A 20,835-nucleotide genomic window follows, 5' to 3' on the forward strand; every position below is an offset into this window, starting at 1 on the left:
ACCTTCAAGGAATGTCACTCAACAACCACGAACTACGATCAGCTCGGGCCGGAAATCAGCGGATTCGGAGTTCGAGTTCCTTGGCGGGTCGCCCCGTAGGTGCAGAGTCTCTGCGCGCCGATTGTGTGACCTTCCTGGGTGATGCGCGCCATTGCCTATGGCTTCTTGGGTCAGTCTGACCGGCGCCGAAAGCTTCGGGCTCTCATGCGTTGACCAGATCGATGCTGTCCATCGACTGGGAGGCCGACACGTGGCGTTTGCGAAAGATTTGTGGACAAAGGCTGTCAAGCAGCCTGACGGGACGATCAAGCGGGAGCGCAACAGCCGCTGGGGGCGAGGCAAGAGGTGGCTTGCCGTGTGGCACGACCCGAACGGGGAGGAGAAGTCGCAGGCCTTCGACACCAAGGTCATGGCGGTACGACATGCGAACGCGATCGAGACAGACAGCGCTCGCGGCCAGTACGTCGATCCGAAAGCCGGCCAAGTTCGCTTCGCTGATCTCGCCGCGCGCTGGCTGGCGTCGCGGATCGTGGATCCGAACACGGCGATCAAGTACGAGTCCTCGCTGCGGCTCCATGTCAACCCGGTGTTCGGGCGCCGTCAGTTGGGCAGCATCAAACCGTCCGAGATCGCGACCTGGGTCGCCGACCTAGAGTCACGCTTCGGCCCCGGAACAGCACGCAACGCGTTCATTGTGCTGAACGGCCCGCTCGAACTCGCGGTCGACGACGAGGCGATCAAGCGCAACCCAGCCACTGCCGGATCAGTACGGATACCGATCCCACGCGTCAAGAAGGTCGCCGTCTGGGCCGACGAGGTCGTGCTCCGGATCGTCGAGGAGCACCCTGCGAGCTATCGTCCGATCCCGATCGTCGGCGCGGCGGCTGGACTGCGTCAGGGAGAGCTCTTCGGACTCGCGGAGGAGGACATCGACTTCGACGAGGAGGTCATCCACGTTCGCCGGCAGGTGAAGAAACTCGGCAAACACCTCATCTTCGCGCTGCCGAAGAACGACAAGGAGCGAACGGTGCCGATGTCCGAAGGAGCTGCCGAGGTCCTGCGAGCACACATCGGTGAAACCGAGCCACGGCCGCACACTCTGCCGTGGGAGCGCGTAGACGGGCCACCGCTGACAGTCAAGCTCCTCTTTCGGTGGCGAGACGACCTCGAGATCCACGCGCGCGGGTACGACGAGTACGTGTGGAAGCCTGCGCTCGCCCATGCCGGTGTGATCCCGATGCCGACCCGGAACGCCCGGCACGACCTCAAGTACGTCACGAATCGTGATGTCGGCATGCATGCCTTGCGCCACTACTACGCGAGCGTCTCCCTAGCTGACGGGGTCAACATCAAGGAGCTTGCCGAGTACCTCGGTCACACGGACCCTGGATTCACGCTACGCCTCTACACACACCTCCTGCCCTCGTCCCACGAGCGCTCCCGGAAAGCGATCGACAACAGGCTCAGCCCACTCTTCTCGATCGCAGCCGACGGAACAGACACGGAACTGGGCCTGCCTGGGCTGTAGCCAACGTCTCCGGGCTGGCGCCCGAGAACCTCGAAGCCAGGGCTCTGACCTGCGCAAACTCGTCCCAAGGCCGCATGTCCGGTCCATCAGGAAGTTCAAGTGGCGAAGTTGACGACGTTCTTGGCCAGCTTGCCACTCGGCTTCCCCGCACCCGCCATGGGTCGAGCGTACTGACCTCAGCCGGTCAGAGCGTATGCAGTTTGTCGAAGGGCGACATGACGCGCAGCAGCCTGCCGCCGCCGAGGTCGACCACCACAGCATGAGTGCCCTCGACCGCGCTGATGCGGCCGATGCCCTCCCTGTCGTGGGATACCCGGTCACCAGCCTCGAACGTCTTGACCGGGGCGGTGGTCCGGGGGGTGAAAGGACTCGTGGACAGGTGACGACGCGTCGTCGCGCGAGAAGGCTCCATCAGATCTCCAGTATGCGCTCAACTTCGTCACATCGCCCACTCCGCGCCAGAACTTGACGGTACGGGGCCACCGCTTCCAGATGTACGGACAAACGCATTTCGGCATCCCGGGTCGCGTCGGCATGCGGCGGTTCGCCCGGTCAGGCACCATGGACGCCGTGACCACCCCCAACCCGCGCCGTCCGATCCTGCCGGGCAACAAGTTGTTCGAGTCGCTGCCCGGTGCAGCGGATCCGGCGACCGTCACCGAGGCCGCGCACCGGACCGCCGAGCTGCTGGTCCGCGGCGTGCGCAAGTCCGAGGACGCCGAGGTGCACGCCCGGGTGGTCAAGCTCGCCGACGAGTACGGTCTCGATGAGCTGGCCGAGCTGTGGTCCGACTCCCCCGCCGACTCGTTGCCCGGTGCACTCTGGCGCCTCTACGTACTGCGCTCGTGGGTGCACTCGAACGCCGAAGAGGTGTCCCGCGAGTTCGCCACCGGCCGCGAGTACGCCGAGGTGCACGCCGCCGTCGCGGGCGTCGCCGAACCACCCGGTCCGGCCGAGGTCCGCGACATGGTCGACGCCGTACTGCGGGGTGTCGCGACCGGCGATTTCGCCACCACGCTGGACCGCGCGGCCGCCTTCGCGCGGATCGTCGCGACCGGGCGGGCGCACCTCGCGGACGACGGCCACGACCGGGTGCTGTCCGCGTCGAAACTGGTCGAGACCGCAGATCAGTTGCAGACCGCGGCACGCGCCGAACGCGCCGGACATTTGTGGTAGTTGCGTCCGGCGCGTTCGGATGTTATACGGTCTCGCGGCCCGAGATCCCAACAGGACAAGGGGTTTGGGCACCGGTTACACTGTTCGAGGTGTCGGGCCGGTGCAAGCCCCGGGTCCCAAATTAAGCCGCTACGAGCGGCCACGCGCCGTGAGGCGCTTCCCGGTCCGGCACCCTCTAACTCACCACCGGATAGAAGTGGTTGAGCGTCTGCGTCACCGACTTCCCGTGGGTGTCGGTCAGCTCGACCTTGAGCGTGACGAACGACGTCGCCTTCAGGTTGTTGACCAGCGCAATCGCCTTCGTGCCGAGGTTGATGGTCGGGACAGTGGTCCACGTCGCGCCGTCGTCGTACGACGCAGTAACCCGGGCCGACGCGAAGCGGCCGGCGCTGTACCACTGGCCCGATTCCGCGGTGATCGTGACCGGGAACGCCGGCACCCGCGGTGCACGGTCGTGCAGGTCGACGGGCAGGTCGTAGTCGGGGAACAGCAGCGGCAGCGGCTTACCCGCGTCCGTCGAGGAACTGCGCCACTGCCACCGCGTCTCGACCGTTGACGGTGACTCCCATTTGTAGTCGCCGCGCTGCCAGCGGATCAGGTTGTACTTCAGCTCGAGATCGGTCGCCGCGGCCGGCACGTCCCACACACCTTGGCCGTAGTACCCGTACTCCCCCAGCGAGACCCCGTTCGCAAACAGCTCGGTTCCGCCGAGGTCGAGGAAGCCCTGTGACGAGAAGTGACCCGGTTGCGTGTCCGCCCAGCTGGCGAAGTTGCTCCAGATCGTATTGCCGTCACGTGCGGCCGGTGCGTACTTCTGCCCGGTCGTCTGATCGGTCACCAGCCCCGGTCGCAGCCCGGCCTTGTACCAGCTCTCGCTGTGCCGGCTTCCCGCCTTGTACGCCGTCGCTGTCGACGTCATCAGCGTTGCGAACGGCCACGCCATCGAGTCCGCGTGCCCGACCATCTGCGACACCTTGGTGTCCTTGTCGGCCGTGACGAGGTGCTGTACGCGCGTCGGGGCTGCGACCGATCCGCGATCGCCGGTCGGGATCAGGTTGATGCTCCACGGTCGCCACACGTCGACGTACTCGGAGTAGGTGTAGTCCTTGCCTGGTGTGTAGTACGTCGCGTCGATCGTTGCCAGGTCGCGGTCGCGGACCCGATGCGTCGGCTTGCCCTTCACCTGCTGCTCATGCGTGAACGCCAGGCTGTAGAGGTACGGCGACTTCGCGCCGGCCGGCGATGCGTACTGCCAGCCTTCGACGACCTCGAACGTCCCGCGGCGTGCCTTTGACGTCGTACCGAGGTAGATCGACTTCACCGTGGTGCCGTAGCTGCGGCTCGACGACAGGATCCAGTTGTCGATGACCCGCCCGTAGGTCAGGCTGCCGGCCTTGCGCTGCGTCGGCCTGTCGGTTGTCACGGTCGCCTCAGCGGCGGTGCGGGCGTCGTACGTGATCGTGGTGTTCTTCGTGAGTGTGAGCTCGGGATCGCCGAGGAAAGCGTACGAGTCGACGAACCCGTCGGTGCCGTCGTGCGCGATCGTGGCGGCCAACGAGTAGGTGCCTGCTCGCAGGTGCAACGTCTGGTCCGCGCCGGCGAAACCGACCCGCTGTGCGGCGATGCTGTCGAGATCGAAGACGTCCAGCGAGGAGATCGACGTGGCCGGCTTCCCGTCGCGGTCGATCAGCTTGAACGTGACGTCGACGTACTGCGGTTCGAGGTAGAACCCGAGCGGGGTCACGACGGTCTCGCCGCTGTTGCTCTTGGCAACCACGCGGGCGCTGATCGCACCGTACAGCCCGTAGTCGATCGCCTGGGACGGATCGATGGTGACCGGTAGGTCGGCGGTGGCGCCCGCAGGGATCGTGAGCGACTTGCCGAAGGTGATCAGGGACGAGGGCAACGGTTTCCCGTTGTTGCCGCGGGCATCGGCCGTGACAGTCAACGTGACGGGATCTGTTCCGTCGTTGCGGTAGGTGAGCTGCTTGGTGACCTTCTGGCCGGAGGTGTGCGGCCAGGCAAACGTGCCGAGATCGGTGGTGGCCGGACCAGTGACCTGTTGCGTCACTGCCTGTGCGACGTTGAGCTCGCCGGCGCCTTGCTCGTAGATGCCGACCTTACTCTCCGCGCGCACCGAGTTCTGCAGGACTGCCTTCAGTTGCTGACCGGTCCAGGTCGGGTGCTCTTGCTTGAGGATCGCCGCCGCACCGGCAACATGCGGCGTGGCCATCGACGTACCGCTCATGTCGATGTACGCCGAGTCGCCACGCCCGCCTGCCCGTGCGGCCGTGATGTCCACGCCGGGCGCTGCGATGTCGGGCTTGACGGCATGATTCGCGAGTACCGGGCCGCGGCTGGAGAAGTCCGCGGTGGTCTGCGTCAGGTCGGTCGCTGCCACGGTCATCGCAGAAGCGGCACAGCCCGGGCTGGTGATCGCCTCGGCCGGCCCGCCAAGGTTGCCTGCAGCAACGACGAACAGTACGCCGGACTCGGCGCTGATCCGGTCGACGGCGGCCGCCATCGGGTCGGTGCAGTCGACCGGCTCCGACGTACCGATGCTCATGCTGATCACGTCGGCGCCTTCGGCAACGGCCCATTCCATGCCGGCGATGATCCAGGAGAGGTCACCGCTGCCAGAGTCGTTCAAGACCTTGCCGGACAGCAGTTGTGCGCCTGGTGCGACGCCCTTGTTGCGGCCGTTCGAGGCGACACCGCGACCGGCGACTGTGGAAGACGTGTGGGTGCCGTGACCGTCGTGGTCGGCTACATCCGGGCTGTCGGTGAAGTTCTTCTGCTCCTTGACCGCGCCGACCAGGTCCGGGTGTTCTGCGTCGACACCTGAGTCCAGCACGGCGACCGTCGTACCGGTGCCGTCGTACCCAGCTGCCCAGGCCTGCGGGGCTCCGACGTACGGAACGCTCTGGTCGAGGGTCTTGTGAACCTTCAGGTCGAGCCAGAGCTTCTGGACATCCCGTCCGGTCGACAGAGCCTGCCAGGTGTCGTGCGCTCGAGTCTTGTCGGTCTTGTACGCCGCTGCACTCACAGACGGCAGCGCCCGGGTGCGGGTGGAGCCTGCGGGCACAGCCTGCTGGGTGGCGCGGGTCGGCTTATAGGTCGCTATGACAGGGATCTGGTCAGTGGACGAGTCGTCGTAGCCCTGCCGGATCAGACCGCTCACGTTGAACAGCGACTGGTCCACCTTGCCGCTGTTGACGAGCCGGGCGGCGCTATCGGGTACGACGTACAGGTCCTTGCCGACTGTCCTTGTCTCGTAGCCGGAGTCTGCTGTGTTGACAGGGAAGAAGCGCACGTTGCTGCGGCCGGAGCCGGCCGGAGACACCTGCACTTTGTCGCCGGTGATCAGCGTGACGGACTTGGTGCCGTCGACCTGGACCGGGAGGGAAGGCTTGGGCGGCGCTGCTGCCGCGGGAGTGACTGGGAGGACGAGAAGGGCGGAGAGAGCCACGCCTAGGAAGGCTTTGCGCATGGGGACGAGTTCATCGTAAAACCGCCAGCGAAGGATGGGCAGGTGATGGCAAGATTGCGACAATGCGGTTACCCGCCAGGCTCTGACTCCCACTCCCCCGCCCACCGGGAGGCATCGTGCTCGACGTGCTCGGACTGGATGACTCCGAAGAACTCACGTACCGCGCCCTCGTCGAGGTGCCGTCGTACGACGCTGCCGAGCTCGCCGCCCGACTCGGCTGCCACCCCATCGAGGCCGCCCGCTCGCTGACCGCGTTGGAGACGCTCGGCCTGGCTGCGAGGTCCAGTGGCAGCTCGGACCGGTACGTCGCCTCGCCGCCGTCGGTCGCTCTGTCTGCGCTGGCGGTGCAACGCGAGGAGGAGCTGCGAAGAGCGCAGCGCGAGATCGAGTCGCTGGCAGAGGTCTACCGCGGTACGGACACCGAGCGGTCGGTCAGCGATGTGGTGGACGTGGTGCGCGGAGCCAATGCGGTCGGGCAGCGATTCGCACAGCTGCAGATGTCAGCGCGGGAGGAGGTGCTCGGCTTCGTCAAGGCAGAGATCGCCGTCGTTCCACCGGAGGACAACAAGGAGGAGGACGCCGCGGTCACCCGAGGAGTGCGGTACCGCGTGCTGATCGAGCGGAGCGCGTTCAACCGCCCCGGGTTCTTCGCTGCTGCATCTGATTCGCTGAACGCCGGCGAGGAGGTCCGCGTCGTACAAGAGCTCCCGATGCGGCTGCTGATCGTGGACCGGCGGATTGCCTTGGTGCCGTTGCTGTCTGGGGCCGGCAGCAGCATCGGTGCGCTTATCGTGCACAGCAGCGGCATGCTCGACGCACTGCTCGCTCTGTTCGACCGTGTGTGGCGTGACGGGCTCCCGCTCGTACTGGGCACGAATGGCATGGTGGAAGGCCCCACGGACGGACTGCCCGACCTGGATGCGCGCATCCTCGGATTACTCCTCGCAGGCCTCACCGACCAGGCAGTAGCCAACCAGCTCAACCTGTCGATGCGTACGGTGCAGCGCCGCGTACGAGCGCTCATGGACCTCGTCTCCGCAGACACCCGCCTCCAGCTCGGGTTTCACGCCGCCCGCCGCGGCTGGATCTGACCGTTCAGGGTCGATCCGGGGAAAACCCCCTGTCGGGAAAGGCCCTACCGCAGTCAGACTCGGAGTAACTAACCGGACAGGCTGGGGGCCGCTGGATCGCCGAGGGGGCGATGGTCGGCATGGTGGGGACCACAACCGAGGTCGTAGAGGCGCACGCGCTCGTCCGCGTCTATGGAGAAGGCGACACCGCAGTTCAGGCGCTGCGTGGCGTCGATGTGCAGATCGAGCCCGGGCAGCTCACCGCGGTGATGGGGCCGTCCGGTTCGGGCAAGTCGACGCTGATGCACATCCTGGCCGGGCTGGACCGCCCGACGTCGGGCTCGGTGCTGATCGACGGCACCGAGATCACGACGCTCGGCGACGACGCGCTCACGAAATTGCGACGCCAGCACATCGGCTTCATCTTCCAGTTCTTCAACCTGCTGCCGATGCTGAGCGCCCGCGACAACATCCTGCTGCCGCTGACGATCGCCGGTACGAAGCCGGACCAGCAGTTCTTCGACGACCTGGTCCAGCGCGTCGGTCTGACCGACCGCCTCACGCATCGGCCGGCCGAGCTGTCCGGCGGTCAGCAGCAGCGGGTCGCGATCGCGCGGGCGCTGGTGTCGCGGCCGACCGTGGTGTTCGCGGACGAGCCGACCGGCAACCTCGACTCCCGGACCAGCGGCGAGATCCTCACGCTGATGCGGTCCTCGGTCGAGGAGTACGGCCAGACGCTGGTGATGGTGACCCATGACGCCAAGGCGGCCGCGATGGCCGACCGCGTGCTGTACCTCGCCGACGGCGAGATCGTGAAGGAGACCGGCCGGTCCAGCCAGCACGAGATCCTCCAGATCATCGACACGCTGGACCTGCAGTGATCCGCTTCGCGATCCAGGGAGTGCTGGCTCGCAAACTCCGTACGGCGCTGACCGCGATCGGCGTCGTGCTCGGGGTCGCGCTGATGTCCGGCACCTACGTGCTGACCGACTCGATCACGTCTGCCTTCGACTCGATCTTCACCCAGAACTACAAGAACACCGACGCCGCGATCACCGGCAAGTCGGCGTTCGACGCGGCCGAGGACGGCACCGCGACCGCGCCCGCGTTCCCGGCCGGCCTGCTGCAGACGGTCCGGGACCTGCCCGAGGTCGGCGCGGCCGGCGGTTCGGTCAACGGCGAGGCGCAGCTGATCGGCAAGGACGGCAAGGCGATCGTCTTCGGCGGCGCGCCGAACCTCGGGTTCAGCGTCGACCCGGCGCTGCCGCAGTTCAACTCGCTCGCCCTCGTCGCGGGGTCGTGGCCTGCCCCGGACCAGGTCGTGATCGACACGCAGACCGCGCAGAAGAAGGGATTCCGGGCCGGCGACGAGATCGGCGTACAGGCCCGCGGATCGGTCGAGCGGATGCGGATCTCCGGGCTGGTCGAGTTCGGCGCCGTCTCGTCGATCGGCGGCGCGACGCTGGCCGGGTTCGACCTGGGCACCGCGCAACGCATCTTCGACAAACCGGGCAAGCTCGACCAGATCCTGATCGCCGCGAAGTCCGGTACCGGCACGCAGCAGCTGATCGACGCCGTCAACCGGATCCTGCCCGCCGGCACCCAGGTCCGCAGCGCCGAGGACCAGGCCGCCGAGGACGCCGCCGGTACGACGGAGTTCCTGAACTTCCTGCAGACGTTCCTGCTTGTGTTCGCCGCGATCGCGTTGTTCGTCGGCTCGTTCGTGATCGCGAACTCGTTGTCGATCACCATCGCCCAACGGACCCGCGAGTTCGCGACGCTGCGCACCCTCGGCGCGTCCCGCCGGCAGATCCTCGGCACGGTCGTGCTCGAGGCACTCGTCACCGGCATCGTGTCCGCCGTCATCGGGCTGTTCCTCGGGCTCGCAATCGCGACCGGGCTGTTCAAGCTGTTCGACGCGATCGGCTTCACGCTGCCGAACAACGGCCTGGTGTTCCGGACGCGGACCATCGTCGTCGCGCTGGTGGTCGGCGTACTCGTCACGGTCCTCGCCAGCCTGCGGCCGGCCTGGCGGGCTACCCGGGTGCCGCCGATCGCGGCTGTCCGCGAAGGCGCGACCCTCGTGCCCGGAAGGTTCAACCGCTTCCGCCCGGTCGGGGCCGCGTTGCTCGCCGCTGCCGGTGTCGCGATGGTTCTCGTCGGCCTGTTTGCCGACGGGCTGAAGACGAGCACCTTGCTGTCTCTGCTCGGCGCGGGTGTGCTGCTGCTGTTCGTCGGCATCGCCGCGTTCTCCTCCCGGCTCGTTCGTCCGCTGGCAGCCTTCGCGGATCCGGTCGCGCGGTGGGCGGTCGTCGTACTCACAGCTCTCGCCTGGCCATTCGTCCTCGTCCCGGTGTGGGCGGTACGTCGGCTGTTCGGCCGGCACGCGGAGTTCCCGCGTGTGCTCCCGGACCGGCCGGCAGTCGCGATCGGTGGGCAGAACAGCCGGCGCGATCCCCATCGGACTGCTTCGACGGCGGCTGCGCTGATGATCGGCCTGGCGTTGGTCACGCTGGTCGCCACGCTCGGCGCCGGGCTGATCAAGCCGTTCGAGGACGCGGTCGACCGGATCTCCAGCTCCGACTACGCGATCACCGCGCAGAACAACTTCAGCCCGTTGCCGCCGGCTGTCGCCGCCACGGTTGCCAAGGTGCCGTCGGTCGAGGCGGTGACCAGTGTCCGCGGCGGGCAGGCCCTGGCCTTCGACAAGACCATTCCGATCACCGCGATCGACCAGACTGCCTCGCAATTGCTGCAGTTCGACTGGCAGGCGGGCTCGCAGGCTTCGCTGACCGAGCTTGAGCCCGACGGCGCGATCGTCGACTCCGACTTCGCGAAGGAGCACGCACTGAGCGAGGGCTCGACCATCACCCTGCAGACGGTGACCGGCAAGATGCTGCAGTTCCAGGTCCGCGGCATCTTCAAGCCGCCCGCGGGCGGATCGCCGTTCGGGAACGTGACGATCGCGACGACGACCTTCGACGCCACGACTCCCCAGCCGCAGAACATCTACACGTTCCTGAACATCCGGGGCGGGGTGACGGCGGAGAACACGGCCGCCTTGAACGCCGCGCTCAGTTCGTTCCCGAACGCGAAGGCGATGACGATCGAGCAGTTCAAGAAGTCCCAGACCGACAGCATCAAGAGCCTGCTGAACGTCCTCTACGTGCTGCTGGCGCTGTCGGTCCTGGTCAGCCTGTTCGGCATCGTCAACACGCTGGTCCTGACCGTCTTCGAGCGGACCCGCGAGCTCGGCATGCTCCGCGCGATCGGCCTGACCCGCGGCCAGGTGAAGCGGATGATCCGACAGGAGAGCGTGATCACGGCCCTGATCGGCGCGGTGATCGGAATCCTCGTCGGCCTCCTGCTCGCTTGGCTCCTGGCCGCCCGGCTCGACGAGATCTCGTTCACCGTCCCCGTCTCCCAACTTGTGATCTTCGCCGTGGTCTCCGTAGTAGTCGGAATCTTCGCCGCAATCTGGCCGGCCCGCCGCGCCGCCAAACTAAACCCCCTCGAAGCCCTCCAGTACGAATAACCCTCTGCACTGCTAGCTTCGCGGGCTGTGAAGCGAATCGCCGCCCTCGCAGTACTCCTGATCCTCGCCGGATGTTCCACCGTCCAGTCAAGAGACATCCGGACCAGTGGGATGACTGCCACGCTGGTCGTCACGCTGCCCGAGTCGCGTGATGACGCCGACGTGAGTGCCTCGTTTCGCGTTGGCACGTTGACGTTTGTCGAGCTGGGTGACGGCGAGTCGATCAAGGCGAGCGGTGGGGGCAAGGACGTCGACCTGAAGCACCAAAGGTCGGCTGGCGTCACCGACTACACCGGGCAGCTGGACGGCGTGGTCGATCCGGGTACCGAGATCACCTTCAACCTCAAGCGCGGCAGTGGTGACGACGCGGCACCACAGTCCAGGGTCAAGCTGCCCGAGCGGGTGCGGTTGACCAGTCCGCTCGCCGGTACGACGTACTCGCGCCGCTCCGCAGTACCGGTGCGTTTCGACAGTGATCCGTCGCAGCTGCCGTCTGTGCTCACGTGGACCGGACAGTGCATCCAGCCGGGCAGCCTGCAACTGGAGCCCGGCCGTACGTCGGTGTCCATCCCCACCGGGTCGATCAAACCGCTCGCGACCACACCGACACCGGGGACCACGACGACTTGTCCCGTGGACATCACCCTCACCCGGCGCACCGAAGGCACGCTGGACAAGGCCTTCAAGGACGGCGCGATCACCGCGGAGAGCCAGTCCGTACGGCGGATCAGTTCCGCTCCGTAGGTCCGGCGGTCCAGGGGCGGTCGGAGCGCGTCGGGCACTCCGCACCCTAGGGGTGTGCCGCGAAAGTCAGGCCGACCAGCGGATCAGCCAGGTCGCCGGCGGCCAGCCGGTCGGCTGGTTCGCCGAGTCGTGGAGAAGGGTCCGGGGTCGGTACGTCGAGTCGTGGACAGTGGCTGCAAAATATCGCCAGCACCCACGACTCGACGAACCCGACGCCGGATTGGGTTGGTGTCTGGGCAGGCTCGGCGCCGGCGTGGGCCGGCGCTTTGTGGAAAGAAGTTTGCGCTCAGTGCCAGTTATGTTCCGAGAAGACGGCCCGCAGGCGAACCTCCGGCCGGTCACCGAAGCCAGTCACCACTCTAAATTTCTTGTTTTCTTGTTTTTCAGGATTTCGCGGGTTTCGGTGTCGGCTTTACCTCTGTGAGGGCGGTGAAGTCTCTGCCCTCGCGGAACGCCTTGCGCTGTTTGACTGCGCCGTTGCCGTCTGTGAGCGCACGGTGCAGTCCGTCGTCGACCAGATTCAGTGCGTCGAGCTCTTGCAGCGCTGGTTCGACGTGGTCCCGCAGTCTGTGCAGGATCTCGGCCATTGGCAGCGGTTCGGCGGTGCGGACGTCGAGACCGTTGGCGGTGAGTCCGTCGCGGGCAGCCAGCCAGTACGCCGCGCGCAGTACCTCAGGCTCGAGCTTCGGCCCCTGGCCGCCGTCCTCCAGCGCCGTCATCACCAATGCACGGATCAGCGTGGCCAGCAGGACGGTTTCGTCAACGGTCAGTGGTACGTCGCTGACCCGCACCTCCACCGTCGGCAGATGCGACGAGGGACGGATGTCCCAATAGACCATCCGCTCGTCGATGAGCGTGCCTGCGGCCAGATGCATGCTCACCAGCGCGTCGAAGTGTTCCAACGACTCCAGGTACGGCGGCGGCCCTGCGCACGGCCACCGAGTCGTCATCAGCCACCGCCAGCTCGCGAAGCCGGTGTCACGGCCCAGATAGATCGGGGAGTTCGCAGTGAGAGCCAGGAGCGCGGGAAGCCACGGCCGCACGTGGTTACTGGCTCTGACGGCAGCCTGCTTGTCCGGTACCTCGACGTGGACGTGGCACCCGCAGACGCCCTGCTCACGCGCCAGCAACCCCCATCGCTGCTCCAGCTCCTGGTAGCGCTCCTTCCTGGTGATCGGCTGCGCTGCGTCACCCTGTGGAGGCACTGCGATCGCCAGCAGCCGTGCGCCTTCATCTGCCGCGGCCTGGGCGAGTTTGACCCGCATATCCGACAGGTGCCCCCGCAGCTCAGCCGCAGTTGTGCACACCGGTGAGTTGATCTCCACCATGGCGCGCGTCAGCTCCAGCTCGACATCTGGCAGGTCAGCCACGACTGCCTTGCTGCGTGGCAGCGGATTGCCGGTGGCGGAAACCAGCAGGAGCTCTTCTTCTACTCCGAACGACGGAACCCTCACGCCGGCCAGGTACCCATGGCCTAAGCTCTGCGGCGTGAGTCTGCCTGTTGTTACCGCGACCCGGTACGTGCTGCCGTTGCGTGAGGGCGGGTCGTTGCCTGGTGTTGTCGAGGGCAACGATCTCGGTACCTACGTGATCAAGTTCCACGGCGCCGGCCAGGGCCCGAAGGCGCTGGTAGCCGAGGTCATCGTCGGCGAGCTGTTCCGCCGCCTCGGTCTGCGGGTGCCGGAGCTGAAGCTGATCCAGCTCGACCCCGCGATCGGCAAGTCCGAGCCGGACTTCGAGATCCAGGAGCTGCTGATCCGCAGCGCCGGCCTGAACCTGGCCGTCGACTTCCTGCCGGGCTCCTTCGGGTACGACGGCTCGGCCGGCAACCCCGGTGATGAGGCGATGGCGCGCATCCTGTGGCTGGATGCGTTCGTGGCGAACGTGGACCGGTCGTGGCGCAACACGAACCTGCTCGTGTGGCACAAGAACCTCTGGCTGATCGACCACGGCGCCGCGCTGTACTTCCACCACTCGTGGATGTCCGCGGAGAAGTTCGCTTCGTTGCCGTACGACGCCTCGGACCACGTCTTCTCCGTCGCGGTGCCTGGGGTGGCGAAGGTGGACGCCGAGTTGGCCGCGGCGATCACGCCGTCGCTTCTCGAGGAGGTCATCGGGCTGGTGCCGGACGAGTGGATCGCCGACGGCGATCGGGAGCGGTACCTGGGGCATCTGCTGGCTCGGCTCGACCATCGGTCGGCATGGGTGCCGGGAGGTGCTCGATGAGTCCCTTCGACTACGTCATCCTGCGGGCTGCGCCGAGGATCCAGCGGGGTGAGTTCATCAATGTGGGCGCGGTGCTCTACTGCCGGGCGCTGGACTACCTGGGTGCCGGATGGGATGTGAAGCCGGAACGCCTGATGGCCCTGGACCCGAACGTCGACGTTGACGTCGTCTGTGCGTCGCTGGATCAGATCCGCGCTGTCTGCGCTGGAGAGCCTGCTGGTGGGCCTGCTGCGGGCACCACGATCAGTGAGCGGTTCCGGTGGCTGGCTGCGCCTCGCAGTACCGTCGTACATCCCGGTCCGATCCACAGCGGGATCACTGAGGATCCCGCTGCGGACCTCGAGCGTCTGCTGGACGCCTTCGTGCGTTAGGCCAGCGCTTCGGACACGACGTCGCGAGCCTGTTCGAAGACCTGCTCGAGGTGTTCGGCGCCCTTGAAGGACTCGCCGTAGATCTTGTAAAGGTCCTCGGTGCCGGACGGGCGCGCGGCGAACCACGCCGACTCGGTGGTGACCTTCAGCCCGCCGATCGCGGCTCCGTTGCCCGGTGCCTTCGTCAGCCGGTCCACGATCGGCTCACCGGCCAGCTCGGTCGCTGTGACCGCATCTGCGGACAGGGCAGACAGTTTGGCCTTCTGCTCACGAGTGGCCGGCGCGTCCACCCGTGAGTACGCCGACGCGCCGAACCGCTCCACCAGCTTGGCGTGGGCCTGTGACGGTGTCTCCCCTGTCACAGCGGTGATCTCACTCGCCAGCAACGCCAGCAGGATGCCGTCCTTGTCCGTCGTCCACACGGTGCCGTCGAAGCGCAGGAAGCTCGCTCCAGCCGACTCCTCACCACCGAAGCCGACCGACCCGTCTACCAGCCCAGGGACGAACCACTTGAAGCCGACAGGCACTTCCCACAGCCGACGACCCAGGTCCGCGACCACGCGATCGATCAGCGACGACGACACCAGCGTCTTGCCGACGGCGACCTCCGCACCCCACTGGCGGTTGCTGAACAGGTAGGAGATCGCGACGGCCAGGTAGTGGTTCGGATTCATCAGTCCGGCGTCCGGCGTGACGATGCCGTGCCGGTCCGCGTCCGCGTCGTTCCCGGTCGCCACGTCGTACTTGTCCCGCTGCGCGACCAGCGAGGCCATCGCGTACGGCGAGGAGCAGTCCATCCGGATCTTGCCGTCGTGGTCCAGCGTCATGAACGACCAGGCCGGGTCGATCCGCGGGTTCACCACGGTCAGGTCGAGACCGTGCCGCTCGGCGATCGCGGACCAGTAGTCGACACTCGCACCGCCCAGCGGGTCGGCGCCGATCTTCACGCCGACGTCGCGGACCGCGGCCAGGTTGACCACCGACGGCAGGTCGTCGACGTAGTGCCCGACGAAGTCGTAGTCGCCCGCGTGCTGTCGAGCCTGCTCGAACGGCGTACGGCGTACCTCGCGGTTGCCGCCGGCGATCAGCTGGTTGGCGCGGTCGGCGATCCACTTGGTCGCGTCGGAGTCGGCCGGACCGCCGTGCGGCGGGTTGTACTTGATCCCGCCGTCACGCGGCGGGTTGTGCGACGGCGTGATGACGATGCCGTCCGCGTCTGCTCCGGCGCCGCGGTTGAGCCGCAGGATCGCATGCGAGACCGCGGGGGTCGGCGTGAGCCGGTCCGCGCTGTCCACGAGCGTCTGTACGCCGTTGCCGGCCAGCACCTCGAGCACCGTGCGCCAGGCCGGCTCCGACAGGCCGTGACTGTCCCGCCCGACGAGCAGCGGCCCCGTCGTACCCTGACCGGCCCGGTACTCGCAGACGGCCTGGGTGATCGCCAGGATGTGCGCCTCGTTGAAGGCGCCGTCAAGGCTCGAGCCGCGATGCCCCGACGTACCGAAGACGACCTTCTGGGCCGGATTGTCCACGTCCGGCGTGATGTCGTCGTACGCCGCCAGCATGGCATCGACGTCGACGAGGTCCTCGGGCTGAGCGGGCTGGCCTGCGCGTGGGTGCATGACCACATGCAACCACAAGAGCGTCACTGACCGTACGGCGTGAGCAACTGGTCCACAGGCGCATAGTCGTCGGTGAGCACCGGTGCGTTCCCGGCGAACGCAGCCGGGTTGTCCTGGAGCTCCATCCCGGGCTCAAGTCGCTCGCTGATCGCAGGTACGTCGAGGGGCCGGTCGGACGCGATCAGGACGAGGTTCCCGCCGCTCCCGCTCGTGCGCACGATCAGCCCGACGTACGGGAAGACGGCCTGCAGCGTCCTGAACTCAGCCCTCGCGAAGCGGGCCGGACCGTGGTCGATGACGTTGATCAGGTAGACCCCGTCCGGCCGCAGCACACGGCGTACGTCGGTGATCAGCTCGCGGGTCGTGAGGTGCCACGGGACGGACTGCCCGCTGAACGCGTCCATGAGGACCAGGTCCCGGCTGTCCGTCGCCTCGTCCCGTACGCCGAGCCGGCCGTCCTTCACGGTGACGGCCAGGTCCGGTCCGGTCTGTACGCCGAGCTCCTTCTTGTCGAGCTCGACCACTGCCGGGTCGATCTCGTACACCTGATGCTTGCTGCCCGGCCGGGTCGCTGTCAGGTACCGCGGCATCGTCAGCCCGCCGCCGCCTACGTGCAGCACGTCCAGTGGCCGTTGCTCGGGCCAGCTGCCGTTGATCGCCGCTGCGAAGTTCTTGATGTACTCGAACTCCAGATAGGTCGGGTCGTCCAGGTCGACGTACGAGTGCCGGAGCTGGTCCAAGTACAGCGTCCGACCGCCCTCACGACCGGGGTCCGCCACCACACGGGCGCAGTGGTACGCCGTCTCGACCTCACACGGACGTGGTGCCACCACGGTCAGCGTGGCGCCTATGACCGCCAGGGCAACCGGCTTCAGAGCTGCCTGCACCCCGCGCAGCAGGAACGTCAGTGCGGCACCGACAACTACCAGTGCGGCGCCCAGCGTCAGGATGATCGTGCTGATCGGGACGGTGGCGACGAACACGAATCCGGTGAGCACAGTGCCGACGATGCCGCCGACTGTCGCGTACGCGGACAGTCTGCCGACGACAGTGCCGGTCTGCTCCAGAGTGGACAGCCGCAGCTTGGTCACCATCGGTGTGACGGCCGCGAGCAGCGAGGCAGGCGCGAAGAGCGTGACGGCGAGTACGAGGAACACCATGTCGTTTGCCAGCGCCTGACCGGTCCACCGCACCACTGGGAGGATCAGCATCACCAGTGCGCCACCGAACAGGATCAGCGGGCCCAGTGTCCGCTGCGGCGGCACGACGTCCGCGAACTTGCCGCCGAGAGCCGCACCGGTCGCGATCGCAGCCAGTGCGACTCCGATGACCGCAGTGTTCGTCTCCAGCGTCAGCCCGATGTACGGCGCGACCAGCCGGAGCGACACGAGCTCGAGCACCATCACGGCGGCGGAGCTCCCGAACGCCAGTGCAATCGCCAGCTTCTGACCGACAGGCCTCGCTTCGCCCTTGCCCATCGCGTCACCCTATCGGTGCAATGTAGACGTGATGGACGCAACGAGAAGTGCCGAGCTGTACCACGCAGGGCGCGAACGGATGGCAGACGCAGTCCGCGACCTGAGCCTGGAGGACCTGGATCGCCAGGTGCCCGCCTGCCCGCAGTGGAGCGTGCACAGTCTGGTGTCGCACCTGACCGGCGTGGCGGCCGACTTCGTGGTCGGCAACGTCATCGGTGCACCACGTCCGCCGTGGACCGCAGTACAGGTCGAGATGCGTCGCAACCTGCCGCTGGCGGAGGTACTGGACGAGTGGACGACCGTCGGACCGCTACTGGAGAAGCTGATCGTCGAGGGCACCACGTCGCATCCGCTGGTCTGCAACCCGTACGTCGACGCCGCGGTCCACGAAGCCGACCTGCACGGAGCTATCGGCAGCGGACGGCCGCCCGCTGAGCTTTGGCTGGCCGCACTGGACTGGATGCTCGACGAGCCGGGCCCGCTGACCGTCACCACTCCGGACGGCACCTACTCGGTCAACTCCGACGGTCCGATCGCTGTGGCCAACACCAGCTCGTATGAGCTCTTCCGGGCCGTCTTCGGTAGACGGAGCACCACACAGATCACGGACTGGGAGTGGGACGCACCAGAGCACGCTGCCAGCTGGAGCAAGGAGATCGCCAGTCTCCCGCAGACGTCAGTGCCCTTGAACGACTAGACCTCGTCCAGCCGGGTGATCAGGGTCTTCGGTGCGATCTGGCGGAAGGCGTTCTCGACCAGGTCCTCGAAGTGCTCCCAGTCGACGTCTACGTCCAGGTAGACCCCGAGCCAGCCCCGGTGACCGACGTACGGCGGCCGGTAGAAGTGCTCCGGGTCCTCGACGACCAGCGCCTCCTGCACACCGGGTGGCGCTGCCATCCACACGCCGAGCCGGTCGTCGTGGTGATGGTCGGCGTACATGACGAACACCTTCTTGTCGCGCACGAACCAGGTCGGCTCACCGTGACTCGGCCGCTCGGTCGCCTCAGGCATCGCCAAGCACAGGCGGCGTACGCGTTCGAGAACGTCCATCGCCCTAGTGTCGCGGACCTGGGGTCACTACGCCTGCCTCATAGGCGTAGACGACCGCCTGCGCACGGTCTCGCAGGTCCAGCTTGGTCAGGATGTTGCTGACATGCGTCTTCACCGTCTGCTCGGCCAGCACCAGTTCGTCGGCGATCTGCCGGTTGGACAGTCCGCGAGCAACCAGCCGCAGTACGTCGGTCTCCCGCGGCGTCAGATGCACCGGAGTGATCGGTACGACGGGCTGTGCCCGGGCGAAGTCCTCCACGAGCCGACGGGTGACGGACGGGGCGAGCAGCGCATCACCGGCGGCCACGACGCGTACTGCGGCGGCCAGTTCGTCCGGGGTGGAGTGCTTCAGCAGGAACCCGCTGGCACCGGCGCGGAGTGCGGCGTACACGTAGTCGTCGAGGTCGAACGTCGTCAGCATCACGACCCGCGGCGGCTCGCCCGGCGTCGAGCCGGCCAGGATGCGTCGGGTTGCGGCGAGGCCGTCGAGGACCGGCATCCGTACGTCCATCAGGATCACGTCCGGTTTCAGCTCGGCGGCGAGATCGACCGCTTGGGCGCCGTCGCCAGCTTGTCCGACAACCTGAAGATCTGGCTGCGCGTCGAGCAGCGCGCTGAACCCGGCCCGCACCATCTCCTGGTCGTCAACCACCATGACCGTGATCGCCACTCGCCACCTCCTGCCCGACGTTCCCGATCGGAATGATCGCCTGCACCAGATAACCGCCCTCAGGGGTCGGTGCAGCGCTCACCGTCCCATCTACGAGTGCCGCCCGCTCACGCATCCCCGTCAGCCCGTGACCACTACCCGGAGCCGGTGTAGGACTGCCCGGCGGCTTCGTGTTGTGCACGGTGACCTCTAGCTCGCCACCGGTCCGTATAACCGACACTTCCACTGCTGCATGCGGTGCATGCCGTACTGCGTTGCTCAGCGCCTCCTGCACAACCCGGTACGCCGTCAGCTCCACGGTCTGGTCAAAGCCGGTTGGCACCTCACCTGTCAGCCGCACGTCCGCACCAGCGCGGCATGTGCTCTCGACGAGGTCAGCCAGCTCCACCAGCCCGGGCTGCGGCCCCAGCTCCCCCATCGGCGGTTGCTCGACCGGCTCGCGCAGCAAACGCAGTACTCGACGCATCTCCGTCAGAGAGACACGTGCCGCGTTGGCGATCTCGGTGAACTCCTCACGGACGCTCTCCGGTACGTCGGCCAGCCGGTGCGGCGCGCTGTCCGCACGTACGACCACGACGGACAGATGGTGCGCGACGACGTCATGCAGCTCGCGAGCGATCCGGGCCCGCTCCTGCAGACGCTCCCGCTCGGCGCGCTCGGCCTTGGTGATGGTCTCCTGCTCGGCCAGCCGCCTGTTCGTCTGACCGCGGGTGTGGATCAGGTCGCCCACCACGATCGCCACTGCCGAGAGGATCGCCATGGTGATCAGACCGCGCCAGCTGCCGCGGTCCGGCGCCAGTTCGACGGCGACCACACCTACCGCCTGCGTCGCCACCCACCAACCGACCTGCTCGCGCCGGCCGAGTCCACGGGCGCCCGCGATCGCGACGACGAACGAGTGCCCGAACGCTGCCGTCGTACCCCAGGGCCACGGTTCACTCGAGCTGACCGGCGTCGTCACCGCCGCGGTGATGGCTGTCGTGATGAGCGAGACCAGCATCGCCGCCCGGGGCCGCAGCCACGCCAGGCCTAAGGCCAGCGCCCGCGCGAGAGCGAGTGCCAGCACTGCGCCGAGCTGTACCTCGTAGTGCTGCCCGAGATCCATGACCGTCAGGACGAGCAGTGCCGCGACCCCGAGCGCCGCAGCCCACGCCCACCGCCCGCGCGGCCATTTGTTCACGGGTGGACCCTACTCACAGTTGCTCGATCCATGACCAGAAGAACGCCAGTCCCCCGGCCGCCAGCACGATAGTTGCCGGAAGCACCCACTTGCGGGCCGCCAGTCCGTACAGCGGCCGGACCAGCTGGGCCTGCAGCGCGGCAATCCCCCGCAGCGCGAACAGGAACGCGACGATGCACGGTACGGCGATGAGCCCGTGCGCCGTCCACGCACCGGCCCGCGTCGGCCCGCCCCACGTACCGGGCTCGATCGGGCCATGGTCGACGAAACCCCAGAACGGCCCGCGCACCACAGCCATGACCACCAGCAGCATCAGGAACCAACTCATCAGCCCGAGCACCGCGCTGATGAGCCCGTACCCGAACACGACACCGACCGTGGGTTCGCCGGCCCGGTCTGTGCCGACCAGACCGCGCCAGCCGAGCCGGTACGCCGCCAGCCTGCGCCAGCGTCGCCCGGCTGCCTGCGGTTCCCCGAGCATCGCGTCCGCCAGCGTCTGCGCACTGACCGGCGCCAGCACCGCGTCGTACGCCAGCGACCTCGCTAGTGACCGAGCCATTGACCGGGCCAGCCGTCGCACCCTGCCGTCCGTCGGTTGTGCGTCCGCCGTGTGGGGGCTGAGTGTGTCCGTCATCGTGTCTCCTCGAGTCTCAGGTCCTGAGATAGAGGCTAGAAATCGGACGCTCCCGGCACATCCA

18 protein-coding genes are annotated in these 20,835 nt (G+C 67.2%); 9 read left to right on the top strand and 9 right to left on the bottom strand.

Going from position 1 to position 20,835, the window contains the following annotated elements; translation table 11 throughout:
- The first annotated feature begins 355 nt into the window (after nt 1–355).
- Nucleotides 356–1,528, top strand: a complete 1,173-nt coding sequence (locus ACQPYH_RS29145) for a tyrosine-type recombinase/integrase (RefSeq protein WP_432877640.1) — start codon at nt 356–358, stop codon at nt 1,526–1,528.
- Nucleotides 1,529–1,712: 184 nt separating this feature from the next.
- Here the strand turns inward: ACQPYH_RS29145 and ACQPYH_RS29150 are convergent, their stop codons facing one another.
- Nucleotides 1,713–1,940, bottom strand: a complete 228-nt coding sequence (locus tag ACQPYH_RS29150; protein WP_130450165.1) for a hypothetical protein — start codon at nt 1,938–1,940, stop codon at nt 1,713–1,715.
- An 80-nt stretch (nt 1,941–2,020) separates the two neighbouring features.
- Here ACQPYH_RS29150 and ACQPYH_RS29155 point away from each other — a divergent pair, with 80 nt between their 5' ends.
- Nucleotides 2,021–2,704, top strand: a complete 684-nt coding sequence (locus tag ACQPYH_RS29155; protein ID WP_432877643.1) for a hypothetical protein — start codon at nt 2,021–2,023, stop codon at nt 2,702–2,704.
- Between the two features lie 175 nt (nt 2,705–2,879).
- Here the strand turns inward: ACQPYH_RS29155 and ACQPYH_RS29160 are convergent, their stop codons facing one another.
- A complete protein-coding gene (locus tag ACQPYH_RS29160) occupies nt 2,880–6,194 on the bottom strand; it encodes a S8 family serine peptidase (protein ID WP_432877646.1) in 3,315 nt (1,104 codons plus the stop codon).
- A gap of 116 nt (nt 6,195–6,310) precedes the next feature.
- Here ACQPYH_RS29160 and ACQPYH_RS29165 point away from each other — a divergent pair, with 116 nt between their 5' ends.
- From ACQPYH_RS29165 to ACQPYH_RS29180, 4 genes are all read left to right on the top strand, one after another.
- The gene (locus ACQPYH_RS29165; RefSeq protein WP_432877649.1) at nt 6,311–7,285 is read left to right on the top strand and encodes a helix-turn-helix domain-containing protein; all 975 of its coding nucleotides are present in this window, start codon (nt 6,311–6,313) and stop codon (nt 7,283–7,285) included.
- A gap of 119 nt (nt 7,286–7,404) precedes the next feature.
- On the top strand, nt 7,405–8,145 hold the full coding sequence (locus tag ACQPYH_RS29170; protein ID WP_432877652.1) for an ABC transporter ATP-binding protein: 741 nt from the start codon (nt 7,405–7,407) through the stop codon (nt 8,143–8,145).
- Entirely contained in the window at nt 8,142–10,799 is a 2,658-nt protein-coding gene (locus ACQPYH_RS29175; protein WP_432877655.1) for an ABC transporter permease, read from the top strand. Before ACQPYH_RS29170 ends, ACQPYH_RS29175 begins: the two co-directional genes overlap by 4 nt.
- A gap of 27 nt (nt 10,800–10,826) precedes the next feature.
- On the top strand, nt 10,827–11,543 hold the full coding sequence (locus tag ACQPYH_RS29180; protein ID WP_432877657.1) for a hypothetical protein: 717 nt from the start codon (nt 10,827–10,829) through the stop codon (nt 11,541–11,543).
- A gap of 383 nt (nt 11,544–11,926) precedes the next feature.
- Here ACQPYH_RS29180 and ACQPYH_RS29185 read toward each other — a convergent pair whose 3' ends face one another.
- Nucleotides 11,927–12,997 (bottom strand): carboxylate-amine ligase, encoded by a 1,071-nt coding sequence (locus ACQPYH_RS29185; RefSeq protein WP_432877659.1) that lies wholly within the window; start codon nt 12,995–12,997, stop codon nt 11,927–11,929.
- Between the two features lie 34 nt (nt 12,998–13,031).
- Here ACQPYH_RS29185 and ACQPYH_RS29190 point away from each other — a divergent pair, with 34 nt between their 5' ends.
- Together ACQPYH_RS29190 and ACQPYH_RS29195 are read left to right on the top strand one after the other, a co-directional pair.
- The gene (locus ACQPYH_RS29190; protein ID WP_432877662.1) at nt 13,032–13,769 is read left to right on the top strand and encodes a HipA family kinase; all 738 of its coding nucleotides are present in this window, start codon (nt 13,032–13,034) and stop codon (nt 13,767–13,769) included.
- The gene (locus ACQPYH_RS29195) at nt 13,766–14,140 is read left to right on the top strand and encodes a DUF3037 domain-containing protein (protein WP_130450185.1); all 375 of its coding nucleotides are present in this window, start codon (nt 13,766–13,768) and stop codon (nt 14,138–14,140) included. Before ACQPYH_RS29190 ends, ACQPYH_RS29195 begins: the two co-directional genes overlap by 4 nt.
- Here ACQPYH_RS29195 and pgm read toward each other — a convergent pair.
- Both pgm and ACQPYH_RS29205 read right to left on the bottom strand, forming a co-directional pair.
- Nucleotides 14,137–15,759, bottom strand: a complete 1,623-nt coding sequence (pgm, locus tag ACQPYH_RS29200; protein WP_432877664.1) for a phosphoglucomutase (alpha-D-glucose-1,6-bisphosphate-dependent) — start codon at nt 15,757–15,759, stop codon at nt 14,137–14,139. The two genes, ACQPYH_RS29195 and pgm, sit on opposite strands and share 4 nt — an antisense overlap.
- 23 nt (nt 15,760–15,782) lie before the next feature.
- Nucleotides 15,783–17,237: a fused MFS/spermidine synthase gene (locus tag ACQPYH_RS29205; RefSeq protein WP_432877667.1), complete on the bottom strand. Its 1,455-nt coding sequence runs from the start codon at nt 17,235–17,237 to the stop codon at nt 15,783–15,785.
- A gap of 31 nt (nt 17,238–17,268) precedes the next feature.
- On the opposite strand from ACQPYH_RS29205, the gene ACQPYH_RS29210 reads away from it, so the two are divergent.
- Nucleotides 17,269–17,934, top strand: coding sequence for a maleylpyruvate isomerase N-terminal domain-containing protein (locus tag ACQPYH_RS29210; RefSeq protein ID WP_432877669.1), 666 nt, complete (start codon nt 17,269–17,271; stop codon nt 17,932–17,934).
- Here the strand turns inward: ACQPYH_RS29210 and ACQPYH_RS29215 are convergent.
- The 4 genes from ACQPYH_RS29215 to ACQPYH_RS29230 are packed head-to-tail and all read right to left on the bottom strand — an operon-like array spanning nt 17,931 to nt 20,771.
- Complete coding sequence (locus tag ACQPYH_RS29215) at nt 17,931–18,287, bottom strand: MmcQ/YjbR family DNA-binding protein (RefSeq protein ID WP_432877672.1); 357 nt, start codon at nt 18,285–18,287, stop codon at nt 17,931–17,933. The genes ACQPYH_RS29210 and ACQPYH_RS29215 overlap by 4 nt on opposite strands.
- 4 nt (nt 18,288–18,291) lie before the next feature.
- Nucleotides 18,292–18,942, bottom strand: coding sequence for a response regulator (locus tag ACQPYH_RS29220; protein ID WP_432894518.1), 651 nt, complete (start codon nt 18,940–18,942; stop codon nt 18,292–18,294).
- Complete coding sequence (locus ACQPYH_RS29225; protein ID WP_432877675.1) at nt 18,932–20,137, bottom strand: sensor histidine kinase; 1,206 nt, start codon at nt 20,135–20,137, stop codon at nt 18,932–18,934. Before ACQPYH_RS29225 ends, ACQPYH_RS29220 begins: the two co-directional genes overlap by 11 nt.
- A gap of 13 nt (nt 20,138–20,150) precedes the next feature.
- Entirely contained in the window at nt 20,151–20,771 is a 621-nt protein-coding gene (locus ACQPYH_RS29230; protein WP_432877677.1) for a hypothetical protein, read from the bottom strand.
- Nucleotides 20,772–20,835 lie beyond the last annotated feature (64 nt).

This window comes from Kribbella sp. CA-245084 (assembly GCF_050942355.1).
In the GTDB taxonomy this organism is placed as follows: domain Bacteria; phylum Actinomycetota; class Actinomycetes; order Propionibacteriales; family Kribbellaceae; genus Kribbella.

Bases quoted from the DNA above. Each gene is read 5' to 3' on its own strand.
- ACQPYH_RS29150 (WP_130450165.1), bottom strand. From the start codon at position 1,940: ATGGAGCCTTCTCGCGCGACGACGCGTCGTCACCTGTCCACGAGTCCT.
- ACQPYH_RS29155 (WP_432877643.1), top strand. From the start codon at position 2,021: ATGTACGGACAAACGCATTTCGGCATCCCGGGTCGCGTCGGCATGCGG.
- ACQPYH_RS29160 (WP_432877646.1), bottom strand. From the start codon at position 6,194: ATGCGCAAAGCCTTCCTAGGCGTGGCTCTCTCCGCCCTTCTCGTCCTC.
- ACQPYH_RS29170 (WP_432877652.1), top strand. From the start codon at position 7,405: ATGGTGGGGACCACAACCGAGGTCGTAGAGGCGCACGCGCTCGTCCGC.
- ACQPYH_RS29195 (WP_130450185.1), top strand. From the start codon at position 13,766: ATGAGTCCCTTCGACTACGTCATCCTGCGGGCTGCGCCGAGGATCCAG.
- pgm (WP_432877664.1), bottom strand. From the start codon at position 15,759: ATGCACCCACGCGCAGGCCAGCCCGCTCAGCCCGAGGACCTCGTCGAC.
- ACQPYH_RS29205 (WP_432877667.1), bottom strand. From the start codon at position 17,237: ATGGGCAAGGGCGAAGCGAGGCCTGTCGGTCAGAAGCTGGCGATTGCA.
- ACQPYH_RS29210 (WP_432877669.1), top strand. From the start codon at position 17,269: ATGGACGCAACGAGAAGTGCCGAGCTGTACCACGCAGGGCGCGAACGG.
- ACQPYH_RS29215 (WP_432877672.1), bottom strand. From the start codon at position 18,287: ATGGACGTTCTCGAACGCGTACGCCGCCTGTGCTTGGCGATGCCTGAG.
- ACQPYH_RS29220 (WP_432894518.1), bottom strand. From the start codon at position 18,942: ATGGTGGTTGACGACCAGGAGATGGTGCGGGCCGGGTTCAGCGCGCTG.
- ACQPYH_RS29230 (WP_432877677.1), bottom strand. From the start codon at position 20,771: ATGACGGACACACTCAGCCCCCACACGGCGGACGCACAACCGACGGAC.